Here is a 25,813-nt window from a genome sequence, read left to right on the forward strand (position 1 = left end):
ACACCCTGGACGCGGCTTTGGTCCAAACCTTGGCGGGAGGCCTTGCGCTCGTGTAAACCGCGAGCAGGCCATGACCGACGATCCCGCCCCTTCCCGCCCTGACGTTCGAGCCCCTGAATCCCAGGGACCGGACCCGAGGGCCGCCCTGCGCCGCAAGACCATCGTCCTGGTGGGGCTGATGGGCGTGGGCAAGTCCAGCGTCGGCCGCCGCCTGGCCACGGCGCTGGACCTGCCGTTCCGCGACGCCGACAACGAGGTCGAGGCCGCCGCCGGCCGCTCGATCCCCGAGATCTTCGCCGAGATGGGCGAGGCGGCCTTCCGCGACGGCGAGCGGCGGGTGATCGCCCGGCTGCTGGACGAGCCGCCGCACGTGCTGGCCACCGGCGGCGGGGCCTTCGTCAACGCCGAGACCCGCGCCCTGATCAAGTCCAAGGCCGTCGCCGTCTGGCTGAAGGCCGACCTGGAGCTGCTGGCCCGCCGCGTCAGCCGCAAGGAGGGCCGGCCGCTGCTGAAGGGCCGCGACCCGATGGACGTGCTGCGCGAGCACGCCCAACTCCGTTACCCCGCCTATGGCGAGGCCCATCTGACCGTCGAGACCGGCGACACCGCCCATGGCGTGGCGGTCGAGGCCGTGATCCAGGCCCTGCAAAAGTACCTGAAGTCCGAAAGCGAGCTGAAGTGATCACCACCATCCCCGTGGGCCTGGGCGCGCGCGCTTATGACGTCGTGGTCGGAACCGGCCTGATCGATCGGGCGGGCGAGCACATCGCCCCGCTGCTGAAGCGCAAGCGGGTGGCCATCGTCACCGACACCATCGTCGGCGAGCACCATGGCGAGCGGCTGGCCAACGCGCTGGAGCACGCCGGGATCGCGACCGACGTGATCCTGGTGCCGCCGGGCGAGGAGACCAAGAGCTTCGAGGGCCTGGCCGACCTGAGCGACCGCCTGCTGGCCCTGAACCTGGAGCGCGGCGACATGGTCGTGGCGTTCGGCGGCGGGGTGGTCGGCGACCTGACCGGCTTCGCGGCGGCGATCTACAAGCGCGGCATCGACTTCATCCAGATCCCCACCACCCTGCTGGCCCAGGTGGATTCGTCCGTGGGCGGAAAGACCGCCATTGACACCCCGCGCGGCAAGAACCTGATCGGCGCCTTCCACCAGCCGCGGCTGGTGCTGGCCGACCTCGACATCCTGGCCACCCTGCCGGCCCGCGAGCTGGCCTGCGGCTATGCCGAGATCATCAAGTACGGCCTGCTGGGCGACTTCCCCTTCTTCGAATGGCTGGAGGCCAACGTCCAGGCCGTGCTGGAGCGCGACACCTCGGCCCTGGTCCGCGCCGTCGGGCGCTCGGTCGAGATGAAAGCCGAGATCGTCGCCGAGGACGAGAAGGAAGTCGGCCGCCGGGCCCTGCTGAATCTGGGCCACACCTTCGGCCACGCGGTCGAGGGCGAGATGGGCTTCGGCGACGCGCTCAAGCACGGCGAGGCCGTGGGCCTGGGCATGGCCCAGGCCTTCCGCTTCTCGGCCCGCCAGGGCCTGTGCTCCAGCCAGGACGCCGTCCGCGCCGAGGCCGCGATCAAGGCCGCCGGCTTGCCGACCAGGCTGTCGGACATCCGCCCCGAGCCGTTCAGCGCCGACGCCCTGATCGCCCACAGCGCCCAGGACAAGAAGGCCGAGGGCGGACTTTTGACCTTCATCCTGGTCCGCGGCATCGGCGACGCCTTCGTGGCCAAGGACGTGGATCGGGACGAGCTGCGGGCGTTCCTGATCGAGGAAGGCGCGGTCTAGGGGCCGTCCTGACCTCGCCCCGCCTGAGGTCATGACCTCCGGGGTCATGGTTCCGCTTACGCCGCCATGCCAGCTTGCCCCGTCCGCTCAAGCGTCACGGAGCCCCCACCTTGCGCCCTCGTCTCACCCTCTCCGCTCTCGCCCTAACGCTCGGCCTCGGGTCGCTCGGCCTGGGTCCGCCCGCCGCCCAGGCCGCCGCGCCCGCCCCCGTCGACAAGCTGGACCACGCGCTGCTGTGGGGCCGCGACATCGACCAGGCCTCGGCGGTCCTGGCGGTCAAGCTGGGCTTCCAGGTGCGGCCCGGGCGCAACCCCGGCGGCGTCGCCAACCGCTATGTGCGCCTGGCCGACCAGGGCTATCTGGAGCTGCTGGGCATCACCCGTCCCAATCCGGAGCTGGACCCCGGCATGCAGGCCGACCAGGCCTCGCTGCACGGCGGATCGGGCGCGCGGGCGTTCGGCCTGCACGCCTCGGCGCTCGACAAGGCCCAGGCCGACCTCAAGGCCCAGGGCCTGCCGGTGACCCCGATCTTCACCGCCGCCGCCGACGATCCCGACGGCCAGGGGCCGGGCAAGCCGCCGCGCTGGCGGCTGTTCGCCTTCGAGCGCCCGGTGCTGTCCAGCAGCGTCTTCCTGATCGACTACGCCGCCCCCCGGTCCGACCCGGTCAGCGTGGCGGACGACAAGGCCGCCCGCCAGCACCCGAACGGCGCGCGGTCGCTGTCGGCGTTCTGGCTGCTGTCGGCCGACGCCAGCGCGGACAAGGCGAAGCTGGAAAAGCTGGGTCTGGCCGGGGCGGTTCCGGTCCGGGTCCCGCAGGTGGCGGCCAAGGGCTACTGCGTGGCGGTGGGTCCGAACGCCCTGCTGGCGCTGGAGCCGGACGGGCCGGGGATCGCCGCGGACGCCCTGCGCGAGGGCGGCCCGCAGGTGCTGGGCGTCAGCCTGGGCGTCGCCGACCTGGACGCGGCCAAGCGGCGCGTCGAGCGCGGCTACGAGCAGAGCCTGGCCGGCTATGACGGTCTGTCGGGCGCCGCGTTCCTGGCCCCGACCCGCGCCGATCTAGGCCTGCTGATCGAATTCCACGCGGCGTCCGCCAAGGGGCCGTGCGAGGGGGTGAAGGGCTGAGGCCTATCGACATCCAGTCGCCGTGCTTGGTCCTCGTCCTTCGACAAGCTCAGGATGAGGACCATTGTCTAGGCCTGAGCGGTAGAAGACCTCATCCTGAGCTTGTCGAAGGACGAGGTTTTCGCATCCGGACCAACGCTAGGCGTCCGCCTCGGCCAACCGCGCGCACACCGCGGCGGTGTGCTCATCCGCCGGGAAGGCGCATTCGATGCGCATCTCGTCCAGGGTGACGTCGCGCGGCAGGGCGAAGGTGGTGATCGTCTCGAAGAACCGCAGCTCGCCCTCGGGGCTGCGGAACCGCATGGTCTGGATCGGCGACGGGGCCTTGTCGACGTCGCGGAACCGCCAGCGGGTGGGCACGTCCGGATAGCGCAGGATCTCGTCCAGCAGCTGCTGGGCGCGCGGGTCGGCGGGCGAGGCGGCGATCTGGTGATGCAGGTGACCGATGAAGCCCTCGGCCACCTCGTGCCAGTTGGCGATCACGGGGCGGAAGTCGTCGGGGTCGAACACCTGGTGCAGCAGGTTGGTGTGGCGGCTCGGCCGTCCCATCGTCAGCTGGTCGATGCGCGCCGTGGCCCGGTTGATCCGCAGCACGTCGAAATGGCGGTTGATCACGAAGGCGGGGTACGGCTCCTGCTTGGCCAGGATCAGTTCGATCGCCTTCTGCATCTGCTCCAGCTCGGGCGTGTCGAGCGTGGTCTCGGGATATTTCGGCGCGTAGCCGGCGGCGGTCAGCAGGGCGTTGCGCTCGCGCAGCGGCATGGCCAGGGCGTCGGCCAGGCGGGTCAGGATCTCGCGGCTGGCCTGGGCCTTGCCGGTCTCGATGCAGCTGAGGTGGCGGGTCGAGACCCCGGCCTCCATCGCCAGGTCCATCTGGCTGAAGCGCAGCGCCGCCCGCCATTCCCGCAGGAGCCTGCCGATCGGCGGCTGGACGGCCAGAGGACGCGACGCGACGGACGAAACGCTCATTCTGACCCTGTAAGCGAGGAAGAAGGCCTATCCGGCAAGCTGGCTATCCGGTCCATGACCTCCAAGGTCATGACCGGATGATTTGCAGCGTAGTTGAGAAGGCGGGGGCGATCTCCTTACATCGGCTTCATCATCGGTGTGTCGGTCGCGGGGCGTTGGAATGTTGAGGCGTGAGGTGTTGGCGGCCGGCGCGAGCCTGGTCGCCGTGGCGGCCGGTCCGGCTCTGGCCGCGCCGACGGAATGGACGGCCGGCCAGTTCCACGCCGCGCGGCGCTTCGTCGATCTGGAGGTCGGCAAGATCGCCTATGCCGAGCGCGGCCGAGGCCGGGCGGCGATCTTTCTGCACGGCTATCCGCTGAACGGCTTCCAGTGGCGCGGCGCCATGGCCCGGCTGGCCGATCATCGCCGCTGCATCGCCATCGACCTGATGGGCCTGGGCTACAGCGACGTGGCGGAGGACGCCGACCTGTCGCCCCCGGCTCAGGCCGCGATGGTCGTGGCCGCGATGGACAGGCTGGGCCTCCTCGAGGCCGATTTGGTCTCGAACGACAGCGCCACCGGCGTGGCCCAGCTGATCGCCGCCCATCATCCCGAGCGGGTGCGGTCGCTGCTGCTGACCAACGGCGACGTCGACACAAACAGCCCGCCGCCGCCGTTCATGGGCGCCATCGAGGCGGCGCGGAAGGACCAACTGGTCGGCTGGTTCGGCAAGCAGTTGGACGACAACGCCTTCGCGCGATCGCATGACGGCATCGGTCGCGGCTATTCGCGGCCCGACCAGGTGCTGAGCCCGGCCGTGGTCGAAACCTACCTGCGGCCGCTGGTCGGCCCGGACAAGCGTCGCCGCCAGGGCCAGGACTACGCGATCGCCATGCTGCCCAACCCGTTGCCGGCCGCCGCGCCCGCCCTGCACGGTTTCGACAAGCCGGTGCGGATGGTCTGGGCCCGGAACAACGAGCTGTTCGGCGACGAATGGGCGTTATGGTTGGACCATACGTTCCCCAAGTCGCGCGGCGTGCGCTTCGTCGAGGACGCCAACCTGTTCTTCCCCGAGGAGCGGCCCGATCTGATCGCCGAGGAAGCCCGCAAGCTCTGGGGCGTCTAAAGCTCCACTCCCCCGCCGGGCGCTCTCCCTGATTGGCCAGACGTGGCGTAAGAAGGATCCATGATCCTGACCGCCATCCTCGGCCTCGCGCCGATCATCATCGTCCTGCTGGCCGTCTCGGCGCTGTTCTCGGCCGCCGAGACCTCGCTGACCGCCGCCTCCCGGGCTCGCATGCACCAGCTGGAGCGCGAGGGCGATCGGCCGGCCAAGCGGGTCAACAAGCTGTTGGCCGACCAGGAAACGATGATCGGGGCGGTGTTGCTGGGCAACAACCTGGTCAACATCCTGGCCTCGGCCCTGGCCACCCAGGTGCTGACCGCGGCCATCCCCGGCCCCTGGGGCGTGGCGGCGGCCACCGGCGCGATGACCGTGCTGGTCCTGGTGTTCGCCGAGGTGCTGCCCAAGACCCTGGCCATCCTGAAGTCCGACGACGTGGCCCGCTTCCTGTCGGCCCCCACCCTGGTCGTGGTGCGGGTGTTCGGGCCGATCATCTACACCATCCAGTGGGTGGTGCGGCGCACGCTGCGGCTGTTCGGCGTCAAGCTGGACATGGGGGTCGACGTGCTGGCCGCCCACGAGGAGATCCGCGGCGCGGTCGAATACCACCACTCCGAAGGCGGGGTCGAAAGCGGCGACCGGCGGATGCTGGGCGGGGTGCTGGACCTGTCGGACATGGATGTCTCGGAGATCATGGTCCACCGCAAGTCGATCACCCTGATCGACGCCGACCTGCCGATCCGCGAGCTGGTGGCCGAGGCCCTGGAGGCTCAGCACACCCGCATCCCGCTCTATCGCGAGAACCCGGACAACATCGTCGGCGTGCTGCACGCCCGCGACCTTCTGCGGGCCCTGGCCGCCGCCAACGGGGCGATCGACGACATCGACGTGGCGACCATCCAGCGCGAGCCGTGGTTCATCCCCGACACCACCAACCTCAAGGACCAGCTGAACGCCTTCCTCAAGCGGCGCAGCCACTTCGCCCTGGTGGTCGACGAGTACGGCGCCTTGCAGGGCCTGGTGACCCTGGAGGACATCCTCGAGGAGATCGTCGGCGAGATCGAGGACGAGCACGACACCAAGGTCGAGGGCCTGCGTCCTCAGGCCGACGGTTCGGTGCATGTCGACGGCCATGTCACCGTCCGCGACCTCAATCGGGCCATGGACTGGCGCCTGCCGGAGGGCGACGCGGTGACGATCGCCGGCCTGGTGATCCACGAGGCCCAGACCATTCCGGAGCCGGGCCAGATCTTCATCTTCCACCACCACCGCTTCCAGGTGCTGCGTCGCCAGCGCAACCAGATCACCGGCCTGCGGATCAGCGGACGGCTGGATGAGAGCGTCCGCTAGCGGCTTTGTCGACAACCCGACGTAACCGCTTGTTTTGACGGCTTTCCGCAACGAACCCCTTTGAGGACGCCGTGGTCCGGCGCAGGATGAGCGCAACGGAACCATCAACGTGGCGGCGCGTTGGTGAGCGCGCACGACAACGGTGACGCTCGGGAGACGGGGGATCAAGGGTTGGTCAAGGCTATGGGCCGTGTCGAGGAGGACGGGTTCGAGAGCCTCGTCGCGCGCCTCGCGGCGGCCGAAGAGGCCTTGGCCGAGGAAGTGCGCCGGTCGCGCGCCCTCAACCGCATCGCCGAGGCCATCGGAGCCGGCCACGACGCCGGGAGCCTGGTCCAGACCGTGGTCGACGGCGGCGTCGAGCTGACCGGCGCCCAGTTCGGCGCGTTCTTCTACAATGTCGTCGACGAGGCGGGCGAAAGCTTCATGCTCTACAGCCTGTCGGGGGCGCCGCGGGCGGCCTTCGAAGCCTTCCCGATGCCGCGCAACACCGCCGTCTTCGCCCCGACCTTCAACGGCGAGGGCGTGGTGCGGTCGGACGACATCACCCAGGACCCGCGCTATGGCCGCAACGCGCCCCGCCGCGGCATGCCCGAGGGGCATCTGCCGGTGCGCAGCTACCTGGCCGTGCCGGTCATCACCCGCGAGGGAACCGTGCTGGGCGGCCTGTTCTTCGGCCATTCCATGACCGGCCGCTTCGACGCGCGGGCCGAGACCCTGCTGGTCGGCCTGGCCGCCCAGGCGGCGGTCTCGATCGAGTCCGTGCGGGCCCAGGAAGCCGCCCGCGCCGAGCTGGCCCAGCGCCGCGACGCCGAGGAGCGCCTGAAGTTCGCCCTGGATTCCGGCGGCCTGGGCTCGTGGGAGCTGGATGTCGAGACCCGCGCCTATCTGGCCTCGGACATCTGCAAGGCCAATTACGGGCGCGGCCCCGACGACGACTTCGGGTTCGCCGACCTGGTGGCCTCGGTGCATCCGGGCGACCGCGCGCGGATGACCGCCGCCATCGAGGACGCCATCCTCCACGGCGCGGAGTACGACATCGAATATCGGGTGCGCACGCCGGACGGCGACACCCGCTGGGTGCACGCGCGAGGCCGCGCCGCCCAGACCGCCGATCACGGCGGGGCGCGGCGCATGGCGGGCGTGTCGCTGGACGTCACCGAGCGCAAGCGCGCCGAGGAACGCCAGAGGCTGCTGGTCAACGAGCTGAACCACCGCGTGAAGAACACCCTGGTCTCGGTGCAGTCGATCGCCAGCCAGACCCTGCGCACCACCGAAACGCCCGAGGCTTTCCGCGACGCCTTCGAGGGCCGGATCATGGCCCTGTCGCACACCCACAACCTGCTGACCGAGCAGAACTGGGAAGGCGCCAGCCTGCGCGAGATCTTCGATTTCGAGCTGGAGGCCTTCGCCGCCCGCGACCGCATCGGTTTCGACTATGTTCGCGACCTGCAGCTGAGCCCCAAGGCGACGGTGGCCCTGGGCATGGCCGTCCACGAACTGGCGACCAACGCGCTGAAATACGGGGCCCTGTCGGTTCCCGGAGGCGCGGTGCGGGTGGTCTGGGCGCTCGATCCGGACGAAACCGGCGACGGACCGCATCTGCGCCTGACCTGGACCGAACAGGGCGGCCCTCCGGTCGCCCCGCCGACGCGCCACGGCTTTGGCGTCCGTCTGCTCGAAAAGGGCCTGGCGGGCGAACTGTCCGCCCAGGTCAACCTAGCCTATGATAGCCTCGGCCTCGTATGCACCATGAGGTTGCCGATCCGTGCTCTGGAGCCCTGAACAATGAAGACCCTCGCCGCCCTTAAGGTTCTGGTGGTCGAAGACGAGGCGCTGGTCTCCATGTTGGTGGAAGACATGCTCAGCGACCTTGGCTGCATCGTCGTCGGCCCCGCCGCCGAGCTGGAGGAAGCCTTGCGCCTGGCCGGCAGCGCCGACATCGACGCCGCCTTGCTGGACGTCAATCTGGGGGGGCGTCCGATCTTCCCGGTCGCCGACGCCCTCAGGGAGCGCGGCGTGCCGTTCGCCTTCGCCAGCGGCTATGGCGAGGCCGGCCTGTCGGAAGGCCACAAGGGCGCGACGGTGCTGCAGAAACCGTTCCGCGAAGCCGACCTGCGCAGGGTTCTGGAAGGCCTGGCCGCCCAGGTCGCCTGACGAGGCGCTCTAGGCGTACCCCAACAGGGCGCGCAGCCCCGGGGCATGAAAATCGACCAGGCGCTTCTGGATGTCCGGCAGGGTCCTGGGAAATTCCGCCGTCAGGTTGAGGTTCTCGCTGGCCGTGCGGCTTTCGCGGCGGTCGGCGCCGGCCTCGACCCGCTCGCGCCAGTCGGCCGGCAGGTCCAGCCCGCAGTCGTTCAGCAGCCTGGTGAAGAACGCCTCGGCGCGCCGGGAGTCCAGGTCGCTCAGGGCGTCGACGATGTCCTCGTAGCGGACGATCACGGCGTGCGTGCCCATCCAGGCCGCGGCGTTGTAGGTGTAGATGTCCAGCAGGGTCGGAACGTGGCCGTTCACCCCCAGGATCATCATGTTCATGACGTCCTCGGGCGCCACGGCGCCGCCCTTGATGTGGTTCAGCGAGCCCTGGAACTCGTCGGACACGTAGAACCGGGCCCGCGCCAGCACCCAGTCATAGGGGTCGCGGACCAGGACGATGTGCCGGACCCGGCGCAGCGCGATCGCCGCCTCGTCCGAGAACAGCAGATGCCCCCAGCTGAGGAACGGCTTGTCCGGCGAGAACGCCGCCAGGCTGCGGCGCAGCAGGCCGTGCTGGATGTACTCGCTGGGCCAGTGCTGTTCCTTGACCACGAACATCCGCAGGATGTTGCGGATCAGGTGGGTTCCGGCCTTGGGAACGCTGTTGAGCAGGACCGGCTGGCTCAGCGCGGCCCGCTCGAAACGGGCGCCGATGGCGTCGAGATTGTCCGGCTTTCCACGGATGACGGCGTTCACGCGAGACGGATCCTGTGACCTGGCCGCGCCCTCCGGGGATGGAAGGGGCGACCGCAAGAAAAAAGCGGCGGATCGCTCCGCCGCTTGAACCTAGCGCCTGACGATGGACCGCGAAACGCCTTGTTGGCGCCCCGCGGTCCGGCCAGGTCTAGAACTTCGCCGTCATCCGCACGAACAGGCGGCGGCCGACATAGTCGTACTGCGAGGCCAGCACCGAGCGGCCGACCGTGTTGTAGTTGCCCTGGGCCAGGGTCATCTGCGGGGGATCCTCGCCGAACAGGTTGGCCACGCCGCCCAGGAAGGTCCAGCGGTCGAACTCCCGCTGCACCGAAAGGCTGTGATAGGCCGTGAACTCGGTGTGGATCTTGTAGAACGTGGTGCCCGCGGCGTTGTGGTCCGCCTCGGTCTCGGCGTCGGAGGCCTTGCCGATCATGTCCACGCGCCAGTAGCCGGTCCAGTCGCCCTTCTCGAGGGTGAAGCCCAGTTGGCCGGTCCAGTCCGGATCGCCCACGAAGCCGTTGGTGTCCTTCACGTCGTCGGCGAACAGGGCCGTGGTGTCCTCCAGCTGCCAGGTCGATTGCAGCTCGACCGACAGCTTGGTGTCCCACGGCAGGTCGTGCGCGTAGTTGATCGTCAGATCGATGCCGCGGTTCTTCTGCGAGGCGATGTTCAGGTAGTTGTCGGTGACCGTGGTGATCAGGTGCGACGGACCACGCTGGAACAGCGAGCACAGCTTGTCGGTCGGGAAGGTCGTCGAACGATAGCAGCCGCCGATGATCCGGCTCGCGCCCAGCTGGGTGATCTCGTTGTTCACCTCGATGTCGAAATAGTCCAACGCCACGTTCAGGTCCGCGAAGCTGGGGGTCCAGATCACGCCGTAGGTCACCGCGTCCGAGGTTTCGGCCTCGAGCGAGCCCGCGCCGCCGCCCGAGGTGATGGTCGCCGTGGCGCCGGCGCCGGTGTAGGCCGGCGGAATGCCGTCGGCGGCGCAGTTGTCGGCGACGCGCTGGGTGATGTTGCCGGCGGTCAGGTTCGACTGCCAGCGGATGCAGGGGTCGATCGAGCGCTGCGACGCGAAGCTGGTCTCGGCGTTCTTGTAGAGCTCGAACAGGGCCGGGGCCCGGAACGAGGTGCCTTTGGTGGCGCGCAGGCGCAGCGAGGAGATCAGCTGCCAGTTCAGGCCGACCTTGTAGGTCTCATCGCTGCCGTAGGAGTCGACGTCGGTGTAGCGGCCCGACAGCGACAGATCGACCTTCTGGGCCAGCGGCATATCCCTGAAGATCGGCACGCTCAGTTCGCCGTAGATTTCCTTGGTCTTGTCGCTGCCGGCGGTGATGCCGGCCGTCGACGAACCCCAGATGTTGCCCGCCATGGTGATGGGACCGGGGGTGTCGTTGATCTCGTCGCGACGATAGGCGGCCCCGAACGCGGCGCCGACCGGGCCGGCCGGCAGCTTGAACAGGTCGCCCGAAACCGAACCTTCGACGGCCAGCTGCTTGTAGATCGTCCGGCCGGTTTCGGTGTCGAACAGGAACTTCTTTTCGGCGTCGGTGTACTTGCCGGCCAGGAAGTCGGCCGACATCCAGTTCACGTCCACGCAGTCGCGGTTGCTGATCGGCGTCTTGTAGCCGACGCAGGAGGCGGTCGGGCGCGGGATCGAGTTGGCGTTGCCCAGACCGAAACTGCCGAAGTCGCTGCGGCCGTCGGCGCTCTTGACCGCGTCATCCAGGATCACGTCCTGCGAGTACTCGCCCTTGGAGTGGCTGTACTGGGCGAAGATGTCCCAGTCCCAGCCCTTCAGGAAGTCGACGCCGCCGAAGTCGCCGCGCAAGCCGCCGACATAGCGCTGGTAGTCGACCTTCTGACCGTCGCGGTTGAAGTTGGTGACCGGGGTCGGGCTCAGGACGAAGTCGCCGGTGAAGCCGGCGCTGAAGGGATCGCCGAGATCCTCGGTGTAGAGATAGGTCCAGAACTGGCGGTAGCCGTTGGTCTTGCTCGCCCGACGGTTCAGCAGCACCTCGCCATAAGCCTCGACGCTGCTGGTGACGTCGAACGAGCCCTGGGCGAAGATCGTGTTGCGCTCGGTGCGCGGGGTCAGCGACTTGGCCAGGTTGTAGGGGCTGTTGTAGTCCAGCACGCCCATGTCCGGATTGGCCGGGTCCAGGCTGTCGCCGACGATGAAGAAGCCCGGAGGGATGCCCGGATAGCCGCCGTCGACCGGATTGGTCGGCGTCTGCGGGATGAACTGGCCCATCTTGCCGGAATAGTCGTACTGGATCTTGCCGTTCCGGCCGTTGAAGTCCGGGTAGTCATAGAGCCAGACTTGATCGTACAGCAGGTCGCGGCACTGGATCTGGCCGGTGCGCGGATCGATGGTGTCCTTGCGCTTGCCCTGGGCGTCGAAGATGTAGGACTGGCCGCAGCTGGTGTAGTCCCGCTGGCCGTTCGTCTGCTCTTCTTTCTTGTAATAGTCGTAGGTGATGTTGAAGAAGCCGCGCGAGAACGTCTTGCCCCAGTTGGCGCTGGCGTGGAACTCCTCGCCGCCCTTGTCCTGGGGCTGGCTGACGAACATCTCCAGATTGACGCCGTCGGTGTCGCGCTTGGTGATGATGTTGACCACGCCGGCCACGGCGTCGGAGCCGTAGATCGACGAGGCGCCGTCCTTCAGGATTTCGACGCGGTCGATCGACGACAGCGGCAGCACGTTCAGGTCGAAGGCGGACACGCCGCCGCGCACGCCGGCCGGACCGGCGCGACGGCCGTTCAACAGCACCAGGGTGCGGTTGGCGCCCAGGCCCCGCAGCGAGATGGTTTCCGAACCCGGGCCGCCGTCGGTGACGAAGGCGCTGGAGATCGCCGAGGTGATCTGCGGCGAGCCCGACGCGATCGTCGACGACTGCAGCAGGCCCGCGGTGCTGGCGATGCCGGCCAGCTGGCCTTTCTCGGCCGAGATCACCTGGATGGGATCGGGGCTGGTGAATTCATTGCGCTTGATGCGCGACCCGGTGACGACCAGGGCCTCCACCTCGGAATTGTCGGCCGGCGGCGGCTGCGCCGTCGCGGTGGAAGCGGCCTCCTGCGCCAGGGCCGCGGCGGGCGCGCCGATGGCGGCCGCGATCGCCATGCCCGCGAGCACGGTCGTGTTGAGCAGATATTTCCGGCTGACAATCATGAAGCTGTGTCCCCATAACCACGAACATGTGGGGCCGTCCGATCCCCTCAGACCAACGGCAAGTCACAAGCTGACCATGCGTTGATCAAAACACGCAACATTGCTGACGCCGTTTTGTCGCATTTGCGCCAAACTGTGTCGTCCAGCCCTCACTTTAGGCAAAACCCCTGCAAAGCTTGACCTTGTCGGCTGGAGGGAACGTCGTTCGCCCTCTTTCTGGCTGAAACAATGCTCGCTAAGGTCGCGCGGGCGTCGCGGGACGCTATTGAGGGCGCCCTCGGTCGGCGGCGTATTCGTGTGGGGCAACAGATGACGATTTCGATAGCCGGCGGCCTGCGCGCCGCGGCCGCGGTGCTCGCGCTGGCGTTTTCGGGCGCGCCGGTGATCGCCCGGGCCGGCGATCCTCCCTCCGCCTTCGCGCTGGTCCGCGCCCCGGCGATCTCGGACGTAAGCATCGCGCCGGACGGCAAGCACCTGGCCGCCCTGACCTCGGCCGACGGCAATGTCGTCACCATCTCGGTGTGGAACACCGACGATCTGAGCAAACCCTTCGCGGTGATCGGCGCGGGCAAGGTCCGCATCCAGGGCGTGCGCTTCCTGAAGAGCGACCGCCTGATGATCGACACGATCCAGGTCTTCACGGAAGACGACGACCGCGGCCACCTTCGCCGCTCGTTCGTCTCGGACCTGCAGGGCAAGGAATGGACCGGCCTGCTGGCCCCCAGCCACGCCCGCTCGGCGGTCGACGAATACGTCGCCAAGTTCGACAACGCCATCTTGCTGGACAGCCTTCCGCAGGACCCCAGGCACGTCATCGTCCTGGACCGGCGCCTGCGCTCCAGCGGCGACATCCTCAAGCTCGACCTCTACAGCGGTGAGACCACCAAGCTGGAAAGCGCCTCGGAGAAGTACTTCTCGTACCGCGCCGACCTGACCGGCCAGATCCGGGCCCGCCAGTCGGCCGACTTCGAGGACGGCAAGCTCTATGTCGCCCAATGGTTCAAGGACCCGGCCACGGGGCAGTGGAGCGAGCACTTCCGCAACTACGCCAAGAACCGCGAGAACATGGACGTGGTCGGGTTCTCCACCGACCCGAACATCGTCTTCGTCCGCTCGTCCATGGGGCGCGACAAGGCCGGCGTCTACGAATACGACCTCAAGCAACGCAAGATCACCGAGCCGCTGTTCGAGCATAAGGTGTTCGAGGCCGGCGGCGTGCTGATCGACCGCACGCCCGCTCGTCTGGGGCAGATCCTGGGCTTCACCTACCAGGGGCCCAGCACCTCCATCTACTGGACCGACGACAAGCTGGCCGCCCTCGACAAGGGCGTGCGCGCGGCCCTGGGCGTCAAGACCGTCGCCATGACCTGGACCGATCCGGGCTCGAACGCCCAGGTCAAGATCGGCGTGCCGTCGGGCGCCAACGCCATGGTGATCTCGCGATCGGACGACCTGAAGACCGTGATCGTCGAGAAGAGCGGACCGCGCCAGCCGTCCGAGTTCTACAGGCTCACCGATACGGGCCAGCTGAGCCTGCTGGGCAGGGCCGCCGATCCGGCCCTGGACCTGTCCACGCTCGGCGACACGACCCTGGTCGAATATGCGGCGCGGGACGGCCTGATGATCCCGGCCTTCCTGACTAGGCCGCCGGCCGACAAGTTCGGCCCCGGGCCCTATCCCGCCCTGGTCGCCCCGCACGGCGGCCCGTGGGCGCGCGACGACCTGGGCTGGGACCCCACCGGCTGGACCCAGTATTTCGCCAGCCGCGGCTACGCGGTGCTGCAACCGCAATTCCGCGGCTCGACCGGCTGGGGCCAGAAGCTGTGGCGCGCCGGCGACGGCGAATGGGGCCAGAAGATGCAGGACGACAAGGACGACGGCGCCAAGTGGCTGATCGACCAGAAGATCGCCGCGCCCGACCGTGTCGCCATGTTCGGCTATTCCTACGGCGGCTACGCGGCCCTGGTCGCCGCCATCCGGCCCAATGGTCTGTATCAATGCGCTGTTTCAGGCGCCCCGGGCTCGCTGGCCAGCTTCAAGCGCGAGACCTTCAACAACCGCCAGCTGCGCGAGCTGCAGCGGCCGACGGTCGAGGGCCTGGACGCGGTGGCCCACGCCGGCGAGGCCAAGATTCCCGTGCTGCTGTATCGCGGCGACCGCGACGTCAACCAGGCGGTGTCCGACGGCGGCGAGATGAAGGGCGTGGCCGCCGCCATCAAGGCGGCGGGCAAGCCCTACCGGGCGTTCGAGATCAAGGACATGGGCCACACCCTGGACACCTGGACCCCCGCCATGGCGGTGCAGCAGCTGACCGAGATCGAGAGCTTCCTGGCCAAGGACTGCGGCCCGGGCGGGCTCTAGAACCCCGGCCTGATTGCATCAGGCCGGGGTTCTAGATCTTTGTTTCGGGCATTTTCTTCACGCGAACCGGAGGCCACTTCGCTTGAAAATGCTCTAGCCGAGGTCGCGGGGCCCGAACGAGTCGGGCAGCAGGCTCCAGAACGGCGTGCGGCGCGTGGCCTTGCCGCCCTGGACCGAGACGATCTCGCAGGCGCCGGTGGCGAATTCGGCGATGCGCTGACGGCAGGCGCCGCAGGGCTGGACCACCGCGTCGGAGCCGGCGGCGATCAGCACCTTGGCGATGCCGCGCCCGCCGGCCGTGACCATCGCCCCGATCGCCGTCTGCTCGGCGCAGGTGCCGGACGGATAGGCGGCGTTCTCGACATTGACCCCCAGGTGGGCGCGGCCGTCCGCGTCGATCACCGCGGCGGCCACCGTGAAGTTCGAATAGCGGGCGTAGGACCGCGCCAGCAGGGCCGGCAAGGCTGCCGCCAGGGCGGCTTCGCTGTCCTGGTCCAAAAAGATCGGGATCGGGGTGGAATTCTCTGTCGCGCTCATGCCGGCCTCGTTCGCCGGCGTTTCCTGCCGTTTTGCAGGGCCGCGCCGGGCGGAGAGGCAATCAGTCGCGGGCCGCCCTGGCAAGCCCGTTTTCGCACGAAGGGATCAGGCCTCGCCCGGCGCCTTGGCGACGATCGAAAGGGCATGGACCGGGCCCGCCATCTCCTCGGCCAGGGCCTGGAAAATCAGCCGCTGGCGGGCCACCCGGGCCTTGCCCGCAAAGGCCTGGGCCTCGATCAACAGGTTGAAGTGGCTCTCCCCGCCCTCGCGATGCCCGGCATGGCCGTGGTGGCGGTCGCTGTCATCGACGACCTCCAGCCTGGTGGGCGAAAAAGCGGTGGTCAGTTTGGCGGCGATGGCATCGGCGACGGCGCCCATGATGGCTTCCTTGCTTGTCAATCCTTGAACGGAAATAGCTGCGGCTTACTCTAAGCGCCATGAGCGCCGACTTCGAATATCGCCCCAAGTTTTTCGACATCCGTGTCCGCCCCCCCAAATCGCCGGAGGAGGCGGCTCGGGAGAACGACGTCTTCGCCCTGAAACCGGGCGAAGTGCGCTGCGATCACCCCGAGTGCCGCTCGGCCGCGACGGCCAAGGCGCCCAAGTCACGCGACATGCCGGGGGTCTACTACAATTTCTGCCAGCGGCACGCGGCCGAGTACAACAAGAACTGGAACTTCTACGCCGGCATGAGCGAGGGCCAGATCCGCTCGCAGCAGGAGCAGGAGAAGATGACCGGCGGCCGACCGACCTGGTCGATGAAGGCCGATTCGCGCTCGCGCGAGGCCGCCGCCGCCGCCGCCCGCGACGCCCGTCACCTCAACGACCCGTTCGGCCTGTTCCGCGCCCAGCAGCGCAAGGCCGAATCGGCCTCGGCCGGTCGCGCCCTGGGCAAGCTGGAACGCCAGGCCCTGGCCGACCTGGATCTGGAAGCCGGCGCCGACGGCGCGGCGATCCGCGCCAAGTACAAGGACCTGCTCAAGCGCTGCCACCCCGACATGAACGGCGGCGACCGCAGCGCCGAGCACAAGCTCCAGCGGGTGATCAAGGCCTACAAGACGCTGCAGAAGTCCGGGCTGGCGAAGTAGGCCGCCCGAACCCGCCGCCGGCTACTCCCCGGCGCGGACGCATTCGACAAGGCGAAAGCCGTCGCAGGTCGGATCGGCGCAGATCGCGCCGGTGGCGATGATCACCGTTCTGCCGATGTCCGGTCGCGGCTGAATGTGATCGGCCCGCGCATGGCCTTGCGCTCGACAGAAGGCGTCGGCCGCGGGCTTGCCGCATTCGCTCCCGTAGTCGCGGCACCAGTCCAGAGGGGCGGTTTCTCCCGTGGCGGCGGTGATCTCCGGATTCCGATAGATGACGCCGGTCATCTGGGCGACCGGCACATGGGTCGTGGGCGGCGGCGGCGCGGGCGCGGGGGATGGGGATGGCGTCGCCGACGGCGTCACCGAGAGCGGCGGGCGAGGCGTGAACACCGATCCCGGGCCGGCCGCCTTGCCGCATTCGATGCTGCGGAAGCCGTCGCAGGTCGGGCCGCAAATGCGACCATCGGCGATGACCGCCGTCACGCCGATCCGCGAGGCGGGCTCGAACGCCGTCGCCACCAGCTCGTCATGGGCCCGGCAGAAGGCGTTGGCGGCCGCCTGGCCGCAGTTGGTCCCGAACTCGCGGCAGAAATCGAGGCTGACGTCGTCGCCGCTGGCCGTGCGGATGGTCGGGCCGGTGTAGAGCCTGGTCCCATGCCCGGTGTCGCGGCTCGTCATCGGGGGCGACGGACCAGGGGCGAACTGGCATTTGAGGTCGACCTCGGCGACATGAGCCCGGCCGACCGCCACCGAGATGCCGATCGCCAGCTCGCGCGAGCCGCAACCGTGGAAGGTCGGTCCCGAACTGGGCGTCGGCGAACCGCCTTGGCCGAACTGCAGGCGGCCGATCTGGACGATGTCGCGCGGCGGCAGGATGGTTCGGCATTGCGGCGCGACATATTGCAGGAACATGTCCTCGCCCTGGGTCACGTGGCGGATCTCGATGCCGCTGACGGCCGAGCCGCGCGGGCAGATCGCCACGCCCTCGCCGCCCCCCGGGACGCCCTGGGTTTGGCCGTTGCGGGTCGGGCCCGCGGTGCTGGTGGCGGGGTTCCAGCTTTGGCAGACCGGGCGGATGGCGTTGATGAAATCCCCGCCGCGGCCGCTGACGCCGACCATGTATTCGCCGGCGCCGCAGGTGGCCGGCGTCAGGCCGATCAAGTTGGCGACCGCGGGCGTGCGCATCAGCACCGCCCCGAGGACGAGCGCCGTCACGAAGACGGCCGTGGCCAGCTTTCGCATTTTCGCGCTCCCGCCGCCGGCGGCCGATCTCGACCAGGAGGGGCGCGAAACCATAACACCATCTTTACGATAGCGTCAGGGCGCGTTCGTCCCACGCGGGGAAATCGCCGGAGCGCCGAACCGCCGCTCCCACGCCCAGGCCGCCACCCAGCAGGCCATGGCCCAGGCCGCGCCCAGGCTCCAGCCGGCCAGCACGTCGCTGGTCCAGTGGACGCCCAGATAGATTCGCGAGGCCCCGACCAGCACGCTGAGCACCACCGCCGCCCCCAGGGCCAGGGCCTTGATCCGCTTGAGGGGCGCGAACCGGGCCGCCAGGGCGCCCAGGGTCAGGAACACCACGGCCGACAGCATGGCGTGGCCGGAGGGGAAGCTGGGATTCGCCGCCTCGACCGCGCGATAGACCAGATCCGGCCGTTCGCGCCCGAACAGCTGCTTGAGGCCCTGGCTGATCGCCACCCCGCCGCCGGCGCCGACCAGCACCACCAGGGCCTCGCTCCAGCGCTTGAGGCAGAGCATCAAGGCCAGCGCCAGGACCACGATCAGCCCCAGCACCGTCACCGAGCCCAGGGCCGTGATGTCGGTGGCGGCGACGTGCAGCCATTTGGGCCCGATCAGGCTGTTGGGATCGCCCGGCAGCCGCAGCGCCTTCAGCACCGCCAGGTCGAAGGCGCGGGTGTCGCCCTCGGCCACCTCGTCGGAGACGTGCAGGAAGGCCAGCAGCCCCCCCGCCACGATCAGCAGCGCGGCGACCGCGCCCAGTTCGCTCCGGGCGGCGCTTAGCAGTCGCGGCAAATCCCGGCGAGGCTGAAAGAAGGACAAATTCATCATGTGCAAGTGAACGCACAAAAATCGATTTCGCGCCGCACAAGTATTCCCCGTGGCTCACCAAATGTTGCGGCCCTGAAACAGGATGAACCATTCCTGACCAGCGCCGTTCATGTCCGGTCCAAACCACTCTCGCTAGTGTCGGACTATCGAAGAGGTTCGGCAGTGTCGGACTGCCACACAACAGGAAAGGACCTCGTTATGAAGCGTCTGATCATCACCACCCTCGCGGCGACCCTGCTGGCCGGTACGGCCTTGTCGGGCACGGCCATGGCCGCGGGCCAACGCTATGACGACCGCGGCCGCTACGACCAGCGTCAAGACAGCCGCTACGACCAGCGTCACGACAGCCGCTACGACCACGATCGTCGCGACTATGGCCACGACCGTCGCGACTACAGCCACGATCGCCGCGACGCCCGCCACGAGTATCGCCACTGGCAGCGCGGCCAGCGCCTGGACGCCCGCTACCGCGACCACCGCTACTATGTGACCGACTATCGCCGTCACGGCCTGCGCGCCCCGCCCCGCGGCTATCGCTGGCAGCGCGTGGACGACAGCTACATCCTGGCCGCCGTGGCCACCGGCCTGATCGCCTCGGTGATCATCGCCAACAACTAGGCCCTTTCCCAAGGACCTCATTCGAGCGCCCCGGACGGTTCCGCCGTCCGGGGCGTTTGCATTTTTCAAGCCTGAAAGGGCCCTCGCCCCTTCCCCTCCCCTGGGTCAAGGCGGTAATCCACAAAGCATGCCCGACCTGACCGACAGCCACGCCGCCGATCCCCTGATCACCCTGGCCCCCGACAAGTGGGTCACGCTTCGCGACGCGTTCGGCGTCGACAGCGACATGAAGGTTCCGTACTTCAGCCACAAGGACAGCCACGTCCCCGAGATCGACACGGCCTACAAGTTCGATCCGCAGACGACCAAGGCGATCTGCGCCGGCTTCGCCAACGACCGGCGGGTGATGGTCCAGGGCTATCACGGCACCGGCAAGTCGACCCACATCGAGCAGATCGCCGCCCGGCTGAACTGGCCGCTGGTGCGGGTCAACCTCGACAGCCACGTCTCGCGCATCGACCTGGTCGGCAAGGACGCCATCGTCCTGAAGGACGGCAAGCAGGTCACCGAATTCCGCGAAGGCATCCTGCCCTGGGCCCTGCAGCGCCCGATCGCCCTGGTGTTCGACGAATACGACGCCGGCCGCCCGGACGTGATGTTCGTCATCCAGCGCGTGCTGGAGGCCGGCGGCAAGCTGACCCTGCTCGACCAGAACCGGGTGATCCGCGCCAACCCCTATTTCCGGCTGTTCTCGACGACCAACACCATCGGTCTGGGCGACACCACGGGGCTCTATCACGGCACCCAGCAGATCAACCAAGGCCAGATGGACCGCTGGAGCATCGTCACGACGCTCAACTATCTGGACCACGACGTCGAGGCCGGCATCGTCCTGGCCAAGAACCCGTCGTACGACACCCCGGAAGGCAAGCGCACGATCGCCGCCATGGTCCGTGTTGCCGACATGACCCGCAACGCCTTCATGAACGGCGACATCTCGACCGTCATGAGCCCGCGCACGGTGATCACCTGGGCCCAGAACGCCGAAATCTTCGACAAGGACATCGGCCTGGCGTTCCGCCTGACCTTCCTGAACAAGTGCGACGAACTGGAACGCCCGACCGTGGCCGAGTTCTACCAGCGGGCGTTCGGGACGGATCTGCCGGAGAGCGCGGCGCGGGTGAAGGTGGCTTAGGGTCGCCCTACTAGACGGGCCCTCTCTTCCTTCTCCTCACCCGTGAAACGGGGGAGGTGGCGCGGCGCCATCGGCGACGTGACGGAGGGGGCGTCTCGGGCAGAGGCCGATTCGCATCGCGCCACCTCCCCCGCGTTGCGGGTGAGGAGAAGGCCAGCCCCCCTCCCTTCAAGACTTCCCGCTTGGAACCGCGCCCTTCGAGGCGCAGTTTCTCTGAGCAACCCGAACGGAGCCGCGCCCATGACCGACATCACCTACATCATCGTCGAGCACGACGGCGGCTGGGCCTACAAGGTGGGCGAGGTGTTCTCCGAGACCTTCCGCACCCACGACGCGGCCCTGCACGCCGCCCAGCGCGCGGCCGGCGAGCAGCGGGTGGCGGGCGAGGAGACGGGAATCTCGTACGAGGACGAGCGCGGCCAGTGGCGCGAGGAACTGTCGGCCGGGGACGACCGTCCCACGACCCACGTGGTCGACGGCAAGAAATAGGGCTTCAGCGCGGCGCGACCTCGCCCGTATCCGCGAGGTCGCGGCCGACCGTGAACAGGCGGACGTGACCGTCCCAGACCTCGATCCGCGCGCAGCTGCGATGCTCGTCGAGCACCCCGCGGGCGTGGATCGCCGGATCCTCGCCGTTCTCGAACACGCGGATGTCGACAAACGGCGAACGGCCGTCCGCGCTCAAGCCCACGAAGGTGTAGGTCTTCCCCATGCTCGCCCGCCCCGAGCGAAGGGTCCGCCATGCCGACCAGCCATCGCCCGAGCGGAATCTAGCGCGACGGCGGATGCATCGTCGGTCAGCCAGCCGACACTGCCGTCGCGCGGGCCGGCCAGGCGCCCGGCCCATGGGGCGCCGCAAGGTCACACGACATTCGGCCCTAGGGCGCTGAACTGGCTCGCTTAAATCTTTATTCCCCGCACCCTTTCGCGGCGCCCGTATCCTTGTCTCACCTCGACGCAGGGAAAGGGCGCATGGCCAGCGACCGATGCGGCGGCGGGGGGCGATCGAGCGGGAAGCTCTGTCGGCGGTGTTGTCCGCGTGCGTAGGGACAGCAGCAGCAGGCGGACGGTGACACGTTCGCGGTCCGGGACCGGGGTTCGTTGACCTGGCCCGCCCGTCGGAAGCTTCAAGGCGGCGAGGCCCTAACAGGGCTCAGCGCCGCGGGCTTCCGGATAACGATGGCGCGGAGCGATCGGGCTTCGTCGAAACGGTATCTATTCAAAGTTCTCCGGACGGTGTCCGGCGCTCCGCGACCCTTTCCATCTCCTCAGCGGCTTGCCGCGTGAGAACGAGAGATCGTGCCCGCGAACACTTGCCCCAAACCTGACCGCTTCGCGGTCTGTCCGCCCCCAGAGGGGGCGGAGGATTGGGACTTCCCGCGCGATCCGTGCTAAGCGCGCGCCACCGAAGTTCACGAGAGATCCATGGCCCTTAAAGTCGCCATCGTCGGCCTGCCCAATGTCGGCAAGTCCACCCTGTTCAACGCCCTGACCCAGACGGCGTCGGCCCAGGCCGCCAACTATCCGTTCTGCACGATCGAGCCCAACACCGGCGAGGTGGCCGTTCCCGAACCGCGCCTGGACGCCCTGGCCAAGATCGCCGGCAGCAAGGAGATCATCCCGGCCCGGATCACCTTCGTCGACATCGCCGGCCTGGTGCGCGGCGCCAGCAAGGGCGAGGGCCTGGGCAACCAGTTCCTGGCCAACATCCGCGACTGCGACGCCGTGGCCTTCGTGGCCCGCTGCTTCGAGGATGGTGACATCGTCCACGTGGAAGGCCGCATCGACCCGATCAGCGATCTCGACATCATCGAGACCGAACTGATGCTGGCCGACCTGGAGAGCCTGGAAAAGCGCGTTCCCGCCCTGGAGAAGCGCGCCAAGACCGGCGGCGACAAGGACAGCGCCAACACCCTGCGCCTGGCCAACCTGGCCCTGGACCAACTGCGCGAAGGCCGTCCGGCGCGCGTCGCCAAGATCGACGCCGACGACGAGAAGGCCTGGCACATGCTGCAGCTGCTGACCGCCCTGCCGGCGCTCTATGTCTGCAATGTCGATGAAGGCAGCGCCGACAAGGGCAACAAGTACAGCGACCTGGTCGCGGCTCGCGCCGCCCAGGACAACGCCAACAGCGTGGTGATCTCGGCCCAGATCGAGAGCGAGATCGCCCTGCTCGACGCCGACGAGCGCAGCGAGTTCCTCGAGACCCTGGGCTTGGCCGAGCCGGGCCTGAACCGCCTTATCCGCGAGGCCTACAACCTGCTGGGCCTGCAAACCTATTTCACGGTCGGCCCCAAGGAAGCCCGCGCCTGGACCATCCACGTCGGCGACACCGGCCCGCAGGCGGCCGGCGTCATCCACACCGACTTCGAGAAGGGCTACATCCGCGCCGAGACCATCGCCTTCGACGACTTCGTCAAGCTGGGCGGCGAAAGCGGCGCCAAGGAAGCCGGCAAGATGCGGGCCGAAGGCAAGGACTACGTCGTCAAGGACGGCGACGTGATGCACTTCCGGTTCAACGTCTAGCGGCCTGATCCGCCGTCCTCGCCCGCCACGGCGCCGCGAGGACGGCCTCCGCCAGGATCACATCCCCGGGTTTTCCGTCGGCGACGCCCCAGGGCCGGCATTCCGACCTTGAAATCCGGCGCGCGACGAGTCTCGATAGCCGCCAAGCGTGGTGGGAGCCGCGCACGGCACAGTCACCTTGGGGGTTTTCATGAGAGCTTTGATCCTGTCGCTGGCGTTCGCCAGTCTCGCAACCGTGGCCATGGCGCAGGCGCCGGGCCTGCCGACCGCTTCGAACTACACCCAACGCGAGTTCACCGATCCGAACTTCGCCAACAAAATGAACGCCGCCGATGCGGCCGGGAAAGGCTTCCGCGAATCGGCCAACCCGCTGCAGCAGCGCGAAGCCCAGAGCCTGGCGACCGAGGCCGGCGTGGCCTGCGAACTGGTGGACGCCGGGTTGATCATGAACGCCAACCGCGCCGGCGTGCGCACCGTCAGCTACGAGGTCGCTTGCAAGAACGACTTCGGCTGGGTGGTCACCAAGACCGGCGCGGCGTTGACGGCCTATGACTGCGTGGCGCTGCTCTCCTCCGCCAAGGCCCAGAAGGGCCGGGGCCCGAAGCTGACCACCTGCCGCCTGAAGGCCAATGTCGGTTCGACCGACGGCCTGGCCTCGCTGACCAAGAAGGCCGGCCTGGCCTGCAAGCCGACCCAGGGCGCCTATCTGGGCGGCGGCGGCGATCCGGCCATCTCGCGCTACGAAGTGCTGTGCGACGGCGGGTCCGGCTATATCATCGACGCGCCCCAGCCGCGTTCGAAGGCCGGCCTTCAGGCCATGAGCTGCACCGAGGCCAAGGCCGCGGGCCTGGCCTGCTCGCTGAAGCCCGGCAAGGGCTGAGGACGGCCGTCGCGGAGGCTCGGGCCTCCGGAACAGAGACGATTGGTGTAGATCCCGGGGGTCGCGCGTCAGCGTGGCCCCCGATCGGTATCCGGAGCGCTTCCATGGCCCAGACGACGACCCTGACCTCCGCCCTCGACGGCTTTTCGTTCACCGCCGCCCATGCCGAGCCCGAGGGTGAGCGTCGGGGCGGGATCGTGGTGGTCCAGGAGATCTTCGGTCTGGATCAATATGTGCTGGCCGACGTGGCGCGCTGGTCGGCCTTGGGCTTCGAAGTGCTGGCGCCGTCGCTCTTCGACCGCGCCGCCCCCGGCTATGCCGCCGACCACGAGCCGGCCGCCTTCCCGATCGGGATCGGCCACGTTCAGACGATCGGGCTGGACAAGATGCTGTCCGACATCCAGGCCTGCATCGACGCCCTGGCCGCGCGCGGCCCGGTGTTCGCGGTCGGCTACTGTCTGGGCGGTTCGCTGGTCTGGCTGGCCGCTGGCAAGCTGAAGGGCCTGGCGGCGGGGGCGGCCTATTACGGCAGCATGATCGCGGCCAACGCCGAGCTGCCGCTGAACGCGCCGGTGATCGTCCATCTGGGCCGCAAGGACGGCCACATCCCCGCCGAGGCGGTGAAGGCCAAACTCGCCGCGGCCCACCCCGAGGTTCCGGTCCACATCTACGAAAACAGCGGCCACGGCTTCAACAACGACGGCCGGCCAGACTCCGACCTCGAGGACGCCAAGCTGGCCCGCCGACGCAGCCTGGACCTGTTCGCGGCTCACGGAGCGGCCTGACCATGGCCGGCGCCCGCATTGTCCTGACGACCGCCGACGGCGAGGCGGTCTCGGCCTACCACGCCCCGCCCGGCGAGGCGCGGCGGGGCGGGCTGGTGATCCTGCACGCCATCTGGGGGGTCACGCCGCACATCCGCGCCCTGTCCGACAGCCTGGCCGAGCAGGGCTACGAGGTGATCGCCCCCAGCCTGCTGGACGCGGCGGACGCCCCCTTTCCGGCCGACGACCTCGACCCACCGAACCTGGACGCCCGCATGGCCATGGGCCTGGCCAGCGGCTGGGGCGCGGCGGCCCTCCCCCGGGTGCAGGCGGCGATCGACCTGCTGGCGGACAAGGGCAAGGTCTTCGCCATGGGCTTCTGCTTCGGCGGCACGACGGCCTGGCTGGCCTCGGCCCGCTGCACCGGCCTGACGGCGGTGTCGTGCTTCTACGGCGGCGACATCGCGGGTTACGTCGACGAGCAGCCCAAGATCCCGACCATCCTGCACTTCGGCCGGACCGACCCGCTGATCCCGCCCGCCGACGTCGAGACGATCACCGCCGCCCACCCCGACCTGCCCGTCTGGCTCTATGACGCCGGCCACGCCTTCGTCGCGCCCAACGGCTATCACGCCGACAGCGCCAGCCTGGCGATGCTGCGGACCCTGCAGCTGTTCCAGCGGGCGGGCGGCGCGCGGGGCGAGGCCTAGTTCGGCGGGATCGCGCCCGCCGCCGGCCAGTCGCTGTCGCCGATCCGCTTTAGGGTCATCTCGAAGAACGCCATCGGGGGCTGGCCCTCGACCACCCGCTCGCCGACCTCATGCCAGACGCCGTCCTTGGCGGTGATCGTGTAGCGGATCGTCGCCGGCCCGGCCGGGATCGTCCAGACCGCGCCCGTCGGGGTCAGGGTCATCGGGAAGTCGCCGGCCTGGCCCATGGCGTAGGAGCGCATGCTGTAGGCGTCCTTGTCGGGGTCGTAGGAGATGATCCCCAGGGCGTTGAAGCCGGTTGAGCCATCGGCGTTGTAGCCGCGTCCCTCGACCACGTGCACCGCGCCGCCCAGCAGCGGCCCGCTGCGTTCGGTCTGGGTGATCGTGACCTTGACGCCGCCGGGCCGGGTAGTCATCGCCGGACCGCGCCAGACGCCGTCCATCCAGGACAGGGCCTTCATCGCCGCCTGCTGCTTGGCGACCCGCGCCGCCGGGTCGGGCGGGCTCTGGGCCAGGGCGGGCGCGGCCGCCGCGGCCAGGGTCGCGGCAAACGTCACGGGGAGGACAAGGGCGGACAGGACTCGCATCGGACGACCTCTTGGTTGGAGCGGCTTATACAGATTACTCTGATATACAGAGTTCTCTGAGTCAAGCCTCACACGGATCGCGC

At 68.7% G+C, this 25,813-nt stretch carries 25 protein-coding genes; 16 read left to right on the top strand and 9 right to left on the bottom strand.

Annotated elements, in window-relative coordinates:
* The first annotated feature begins 70 nt into the window (after nt 1-70).
* The 3 genes from ASD38_RS10465 (at nt 71) to ASD38_RS24885 (ending at nt 2,912) form a co-directional block, all read left to right on the top strand.
* The gene (locus ASD38_RS10465) at nt 71-682 is read left to right on the top strand and encodes a shikimate kinase (RefSeq protein WP_056440767.1); all 612 of its coding nucleotides are present in this window, start codon (nt 71-73) and stop codon (nt 680-682) included.
* Nucleotides 679-1,788: a 3-dehydroquinate synthase gene (gene aroB, locus ASD38_RS10470; protein WP_056459896.1), complete on the top strand. Its 1,110-nt coding sequence runs from the start codon at nt 679-681 to the stop codon at nt 1,786-1,788. Before ASD38_RS10465 ends, aroB begins: the two co-directional genes overlap by 4 nt.
* 110 nt (nt 1,789-1,898) lie before the next feature.
* Nucleotides 1,899-2,912 carry a VOC family protein gene (locus ASD38_RS24885; protein ID WP_056459899.1) on the top strand — a complete coding sequence of 338 codons (1,014 nt, stop codon included), beginning with the start codon at nt 1,899-1,901 and terminating at the stop codon, nt 2,910-2,912.
* Nucleotides 2,913-3,050: 138 nt separating this feature from the next.
* Here ASD38_RS24885 and ASD38_RS10480 read toward each other — a convergent pair whose 3' ends face one another.
* Nucleotides 3,051-3,881, bottom strand: coding sequence for a helix-turn-helix domain-containing protein (locus tag ASD38_RS10480; protein ID WP_056440764.1), 831 nt, complete (start codon nt 3,879-3,881; stop codon nt 3,051-3,053).
* Between the two features lie 160 nt (nt 3,882-4,041).
* On the opposite strand from ASD38_RS10480, the gene ASD38_RS10485 reads away from it, so the two are divergent.
* From ASD38_RS10485 to ASD38_RS10500, 4 genes are all read left to right on the top strand, one after another.
* Nucleotides 4,042-4,986 carry an alpha/beta fold hydrolase gene (locus tag ASD38_RS10485; protein WP_082560729.1) on the top strand — a complete coding sequence of 315 codons (945 nt, stop codon included), beginning with the start codon at nt 4,042-4,044 and terminating at the stop codon, nt 4,984-4,986.
* Nucleotides 4,987-5,049: 63 nt separating this feature from the next.
* Nucleotides 5,050-6,333, top strand: coding sequence for an HlyC/CorC family transporter (locus ASD38_RS10490; RefSeq protein ID WP_156390724.1), 1,284 nt, complete (start codon nt 5,050-5,052; stop codon nt 6,331-6,333).
* A 171-nt stretch (nt 6,334-6,504) separates the two neighbouring features.
* Nucleotides 6,505-8,115: a sensor histidine kinase gene (locus ASD38_RS10495; protein WP_235523816.1), complete on the top strand. Its 1,611-nt coding sequence runs from the start codon at nt 6,505-6,507 to the stop codon at nt 8,113-8,115.
* A 3-nt stretch (nt 8,116-8,118) separates the two neighbouring features.
* Nucleotides 8,119-8,487 carry a response regulator gene (locus tag ASD38_RS10500; RefSeq protein ID WP_056440754.1) on the top strand — a complete coding sequence of 123 codons (369 nt, stop codon included), beginning with the start codon at nt 8,119-8,121 and terminating at the stop codon, nt 8,485-8,487.
* 9 nt (nt 8,488-8,496) lie between these two features.
* Here ASD38_RS10500 and ASD38_RS10505 read toward each other — a convergent pair whose 3' ends face one another.
* Together ASD38_RS10505 and ASD38_RS10510 are read right to left on the bottom strand one after the other, a co-directional pair.
* The gene (locus ASD38_RS10505; RefSeq protein WP_056440751.1) at nt 8,497-9,282 is read right to left on the bottom strand and encodes a hypothetical protein; all 786 of its coding nucleotides are present in this window, start codon (nt 9,280-9,282) and stop codon (nt 8,497-8,499) included.
* Between the two features lie 148 nt (nt 9,283-9,430).
* A complete protein-coding gene (locus ASD38_RS10510; protein ID WP_082554722.1) occupies nt 9,431-12,454 on the bottom strand; it encodes a TonB-dependent receptor plug domain-containing protein in 3,024 nt (1,007 codons plus the stop codon).
* Nucleotides 12,455-12,763: 309 nt separating this feature from the next.
* Between ASD38_RS10510 and ASD38_RS10515 the strand changes: the two genes are divergently transcribed.
* The gene (locus ASD38_RS10515; protein WP_056459908.1) at nt 12,764-14,815 is read left to right on the top strand and encodes an alpha/beta hydrolase family protein; all 2,052 of its coding nucleotides are present in this window, start codon (nt 12,764-12,766) and stop codon (nt 14,813-14,815) included.
* A 93-nt stretch (nt 14,816-14,908) separates the two neighbouring features.
* Here ASD38_RS10515 and cdd read toward each other — a convergent pair whose 3' ends face one another.
* On the bottom strand, nt 14,909-15,352 hold the full coding sequence (gene cdd / locus ASD38_RS10520) for a cytidine deaminase (RefSeq protein ID WP_056440744.1): 444 nt from the start codon (nt 15,350-15,352) through the stop codon (nt 14,909-14,911).
* A gap of 105 nt (nt 15,353-15,457) precedes the next feature.
* Entirely contained in the window at nt 15,458-15,730 is a 273-nt protein-coding gene (locus tag ASD38_RS10525; protein ID WP_056441183.1) for a BolA family protein, read from the bottom strand.
* A 59-nt stretch (nt 15,731-15,789) separates the two neighbouring features.
* Between ASD38_RS10525 and ASD38_RS10530 the strand changes: the two genes are divergently transcribed.
* Nucleotides 15,790-16,440 (top strand): J domain-containing protein, encoded by a 651-nt coding sequence (locus ASD38_RS10530; protein ID WP_056440742.1) that lies wholly within the window; start codon nt 15,790-15,792, stop codon nt 16,438-16,440.
* 21 nt (nt 16,441-16,461) lie between these two features.
* Here ASD38_RS10530 and ASD38_RS10535 read toward each other — a convergent pair whose 3' ends face one another.
* Together ASD38_RS10535 and ASD38_RS10540 are read right to left on the bottom strand one after the other, a co-directional pair.
* Nucleotides 16,462-17,682, bottom strand: a complete 1,221-nt coding sequence (locus ASD38_RS10535; protein ID WP_056459911.1) for a hypothetical protein — start codon at nt 17,680-17,682, stop codon at nt 16,462-16,464.
* Nucleotides 17,683-17,757: 75 nt separating this feature from the next.
* Nucleotides 17,758-18,474 carry a phosphatase PAP2 family protein gene (locus ASD38_RS10540; RefSeq protein WP_442857026.1) on the bottom strand — a complete coding sequence of 239 codons (717 nt, stop codon included), beginning with the start codon at nt 18,472-18,474 and terminating at the stop codon, nt 17,758-17,760.
* Nucleotides 18,475-18,708: 234 nt separating this feature from the next.
* Between ASD38_RS10540 and ASD38_RS10545 the strand changes: the two genes are divergently transcribed.
* The 3 genes from ASD38_RS10545 (at nt 18,709) to ASD38_RS10555 (ending at nt 20,752) form a co-directional block, all read left to right on the top strand.
* Nucleotides 18,709-19,128, top strand: coding sequence for an RcnB family protein (locus ASD38_RS10545; protein ID WP_056440736.1), 420 nt, complete (start codon nt 18,709-18,711; stop codon nt 19,126-19,128).
* Nucleotides 19,129-19,255: 127 nt separating this feature from the next.
* A complete protein-coding gene (cobS, locus tag ASD38_RS10550; protein ID WP_056440733.1) occupies nt 19,256-20,263 on the top strand; it encodes a cobaltochelatase subunit CobS in 1,008 nt (335 codons plus the stop codon).
* Between the two features lie 240 nt (nt 20,264-20,503).
* The gene (locus ASD38_RS10555) at nt 20,504-20,752 is read left to right on the top strand and encodes a DUF2188 domain-containing protein (RefSeq protein ID WP_056459916.1); all 249 of its coding nucleotides are present in this window, start codon (nt 20,504-20,506) and stop codon (nt 20,750-20,752) included.
* A 4-nt stretch (nt 20,753-20,756) separates the two neighbouring features.
* Here the strand turns inward: ASD38_RS10555 and ASD38_RS10560 are convergent, their stop codons facing one another.
* The gene (locus ASD38_RS10560; RefSeq protein WP_056459917.1) at nt 20,757-20,975 is read right to left on the bottom strand and encodes a hypothetical protein; all 219 of its coding nucleotides are present in this window, start codon (nt 20,973-20,975) and stop codon (nt 20,757-20,759) included.
* 713 nt (nt 20,976-21,688) lie between these two features.
* Between ASD38_RS10560 and ychF the strand changes: the two genes are divergently transcribed.
* From ychF to ASD38_RS10580, 4 genes are all read left to right on the top strand, one after another.
* Nucleotides 21,689-22,789 (top strand): redox-regulated ATPase YchF, encoded by a 1,101-nt coding sequence (gene ychF, locus ASD38_RS10565; protein WP_056440725.1) that lies wholly within the window; start codon nt 21,689-21,691, stop codon nt 22,787-22,789.
* Between the two features lie 190 nt (nt 22,790-22,979).
* Nucleotides 22,980-23,669, top strand: coding sequence for a hypothetical protein (locus ASD38_RS10570; RefSeq protein ID WP_156390659.1), 690 nt, complete (start codon nt 22,980-22,982; stop codon nt 23,667-23,669).
* 104 nt (nt 23,670-23,773) lie between these two features.
* On the top strand, nt 23,774-24,454 hold the full coding sequence (locus ASD38_RS10575; protein WP_056440720.1) for a dienelactone hydrolase family protein: 681 nt from the start codon (nt 23,774-23,776) through the stop codon (nt 24,452-24,454).
* A 2-nt stretch (nt 24,455-24,456) separates the two neighbouring features.
* Nucleotides 24,457-25,143 carry a dienelactone hydrolase family protein gene (locus ASD38_RS10580; protein ID WP_056459920.1) on the top strand — a complete coding sequence of 229 codons (687 nt, stop codon included), beginning with the start codon at nt 24,457-24,459 and terminating at the stop codon, nt 25,141-25,143.
* On the opposite strand, the gene ASD38_RS10585 is transcribed toward ASD38_RS10580, so the two are convergent.
* The gene (locus ASD38_RS10585; RefSeq protein ID WP_235523817.1) at nt 25,140-25,700 is read right to left on the bottom strand and encodes a DUF1579 domain-containing protein; all 561 of its coding nucleotides are present in this window, start codon (nt 25,698-25,700) and stop codon (nt 25,140-25,142) included. The two genes, ASD38_RS10580 and ASD38_RS10585, sit on opposite strands and share 4 nt — an antisense overlap.
* Between the last annotated feature and the right edge of the window lie 113 nt (nt 25,701-25,813).

The organism is Caulobacter sp. Root487D2Y (genome assembly GCF_001427165.1).
In the GTDB taxonomy this organism is placed as follows: Bacteria; Pseudomonadota; Alphaproteobacteria; order Caulobacterales; family Caulobacteraceae; genus Caulobacter.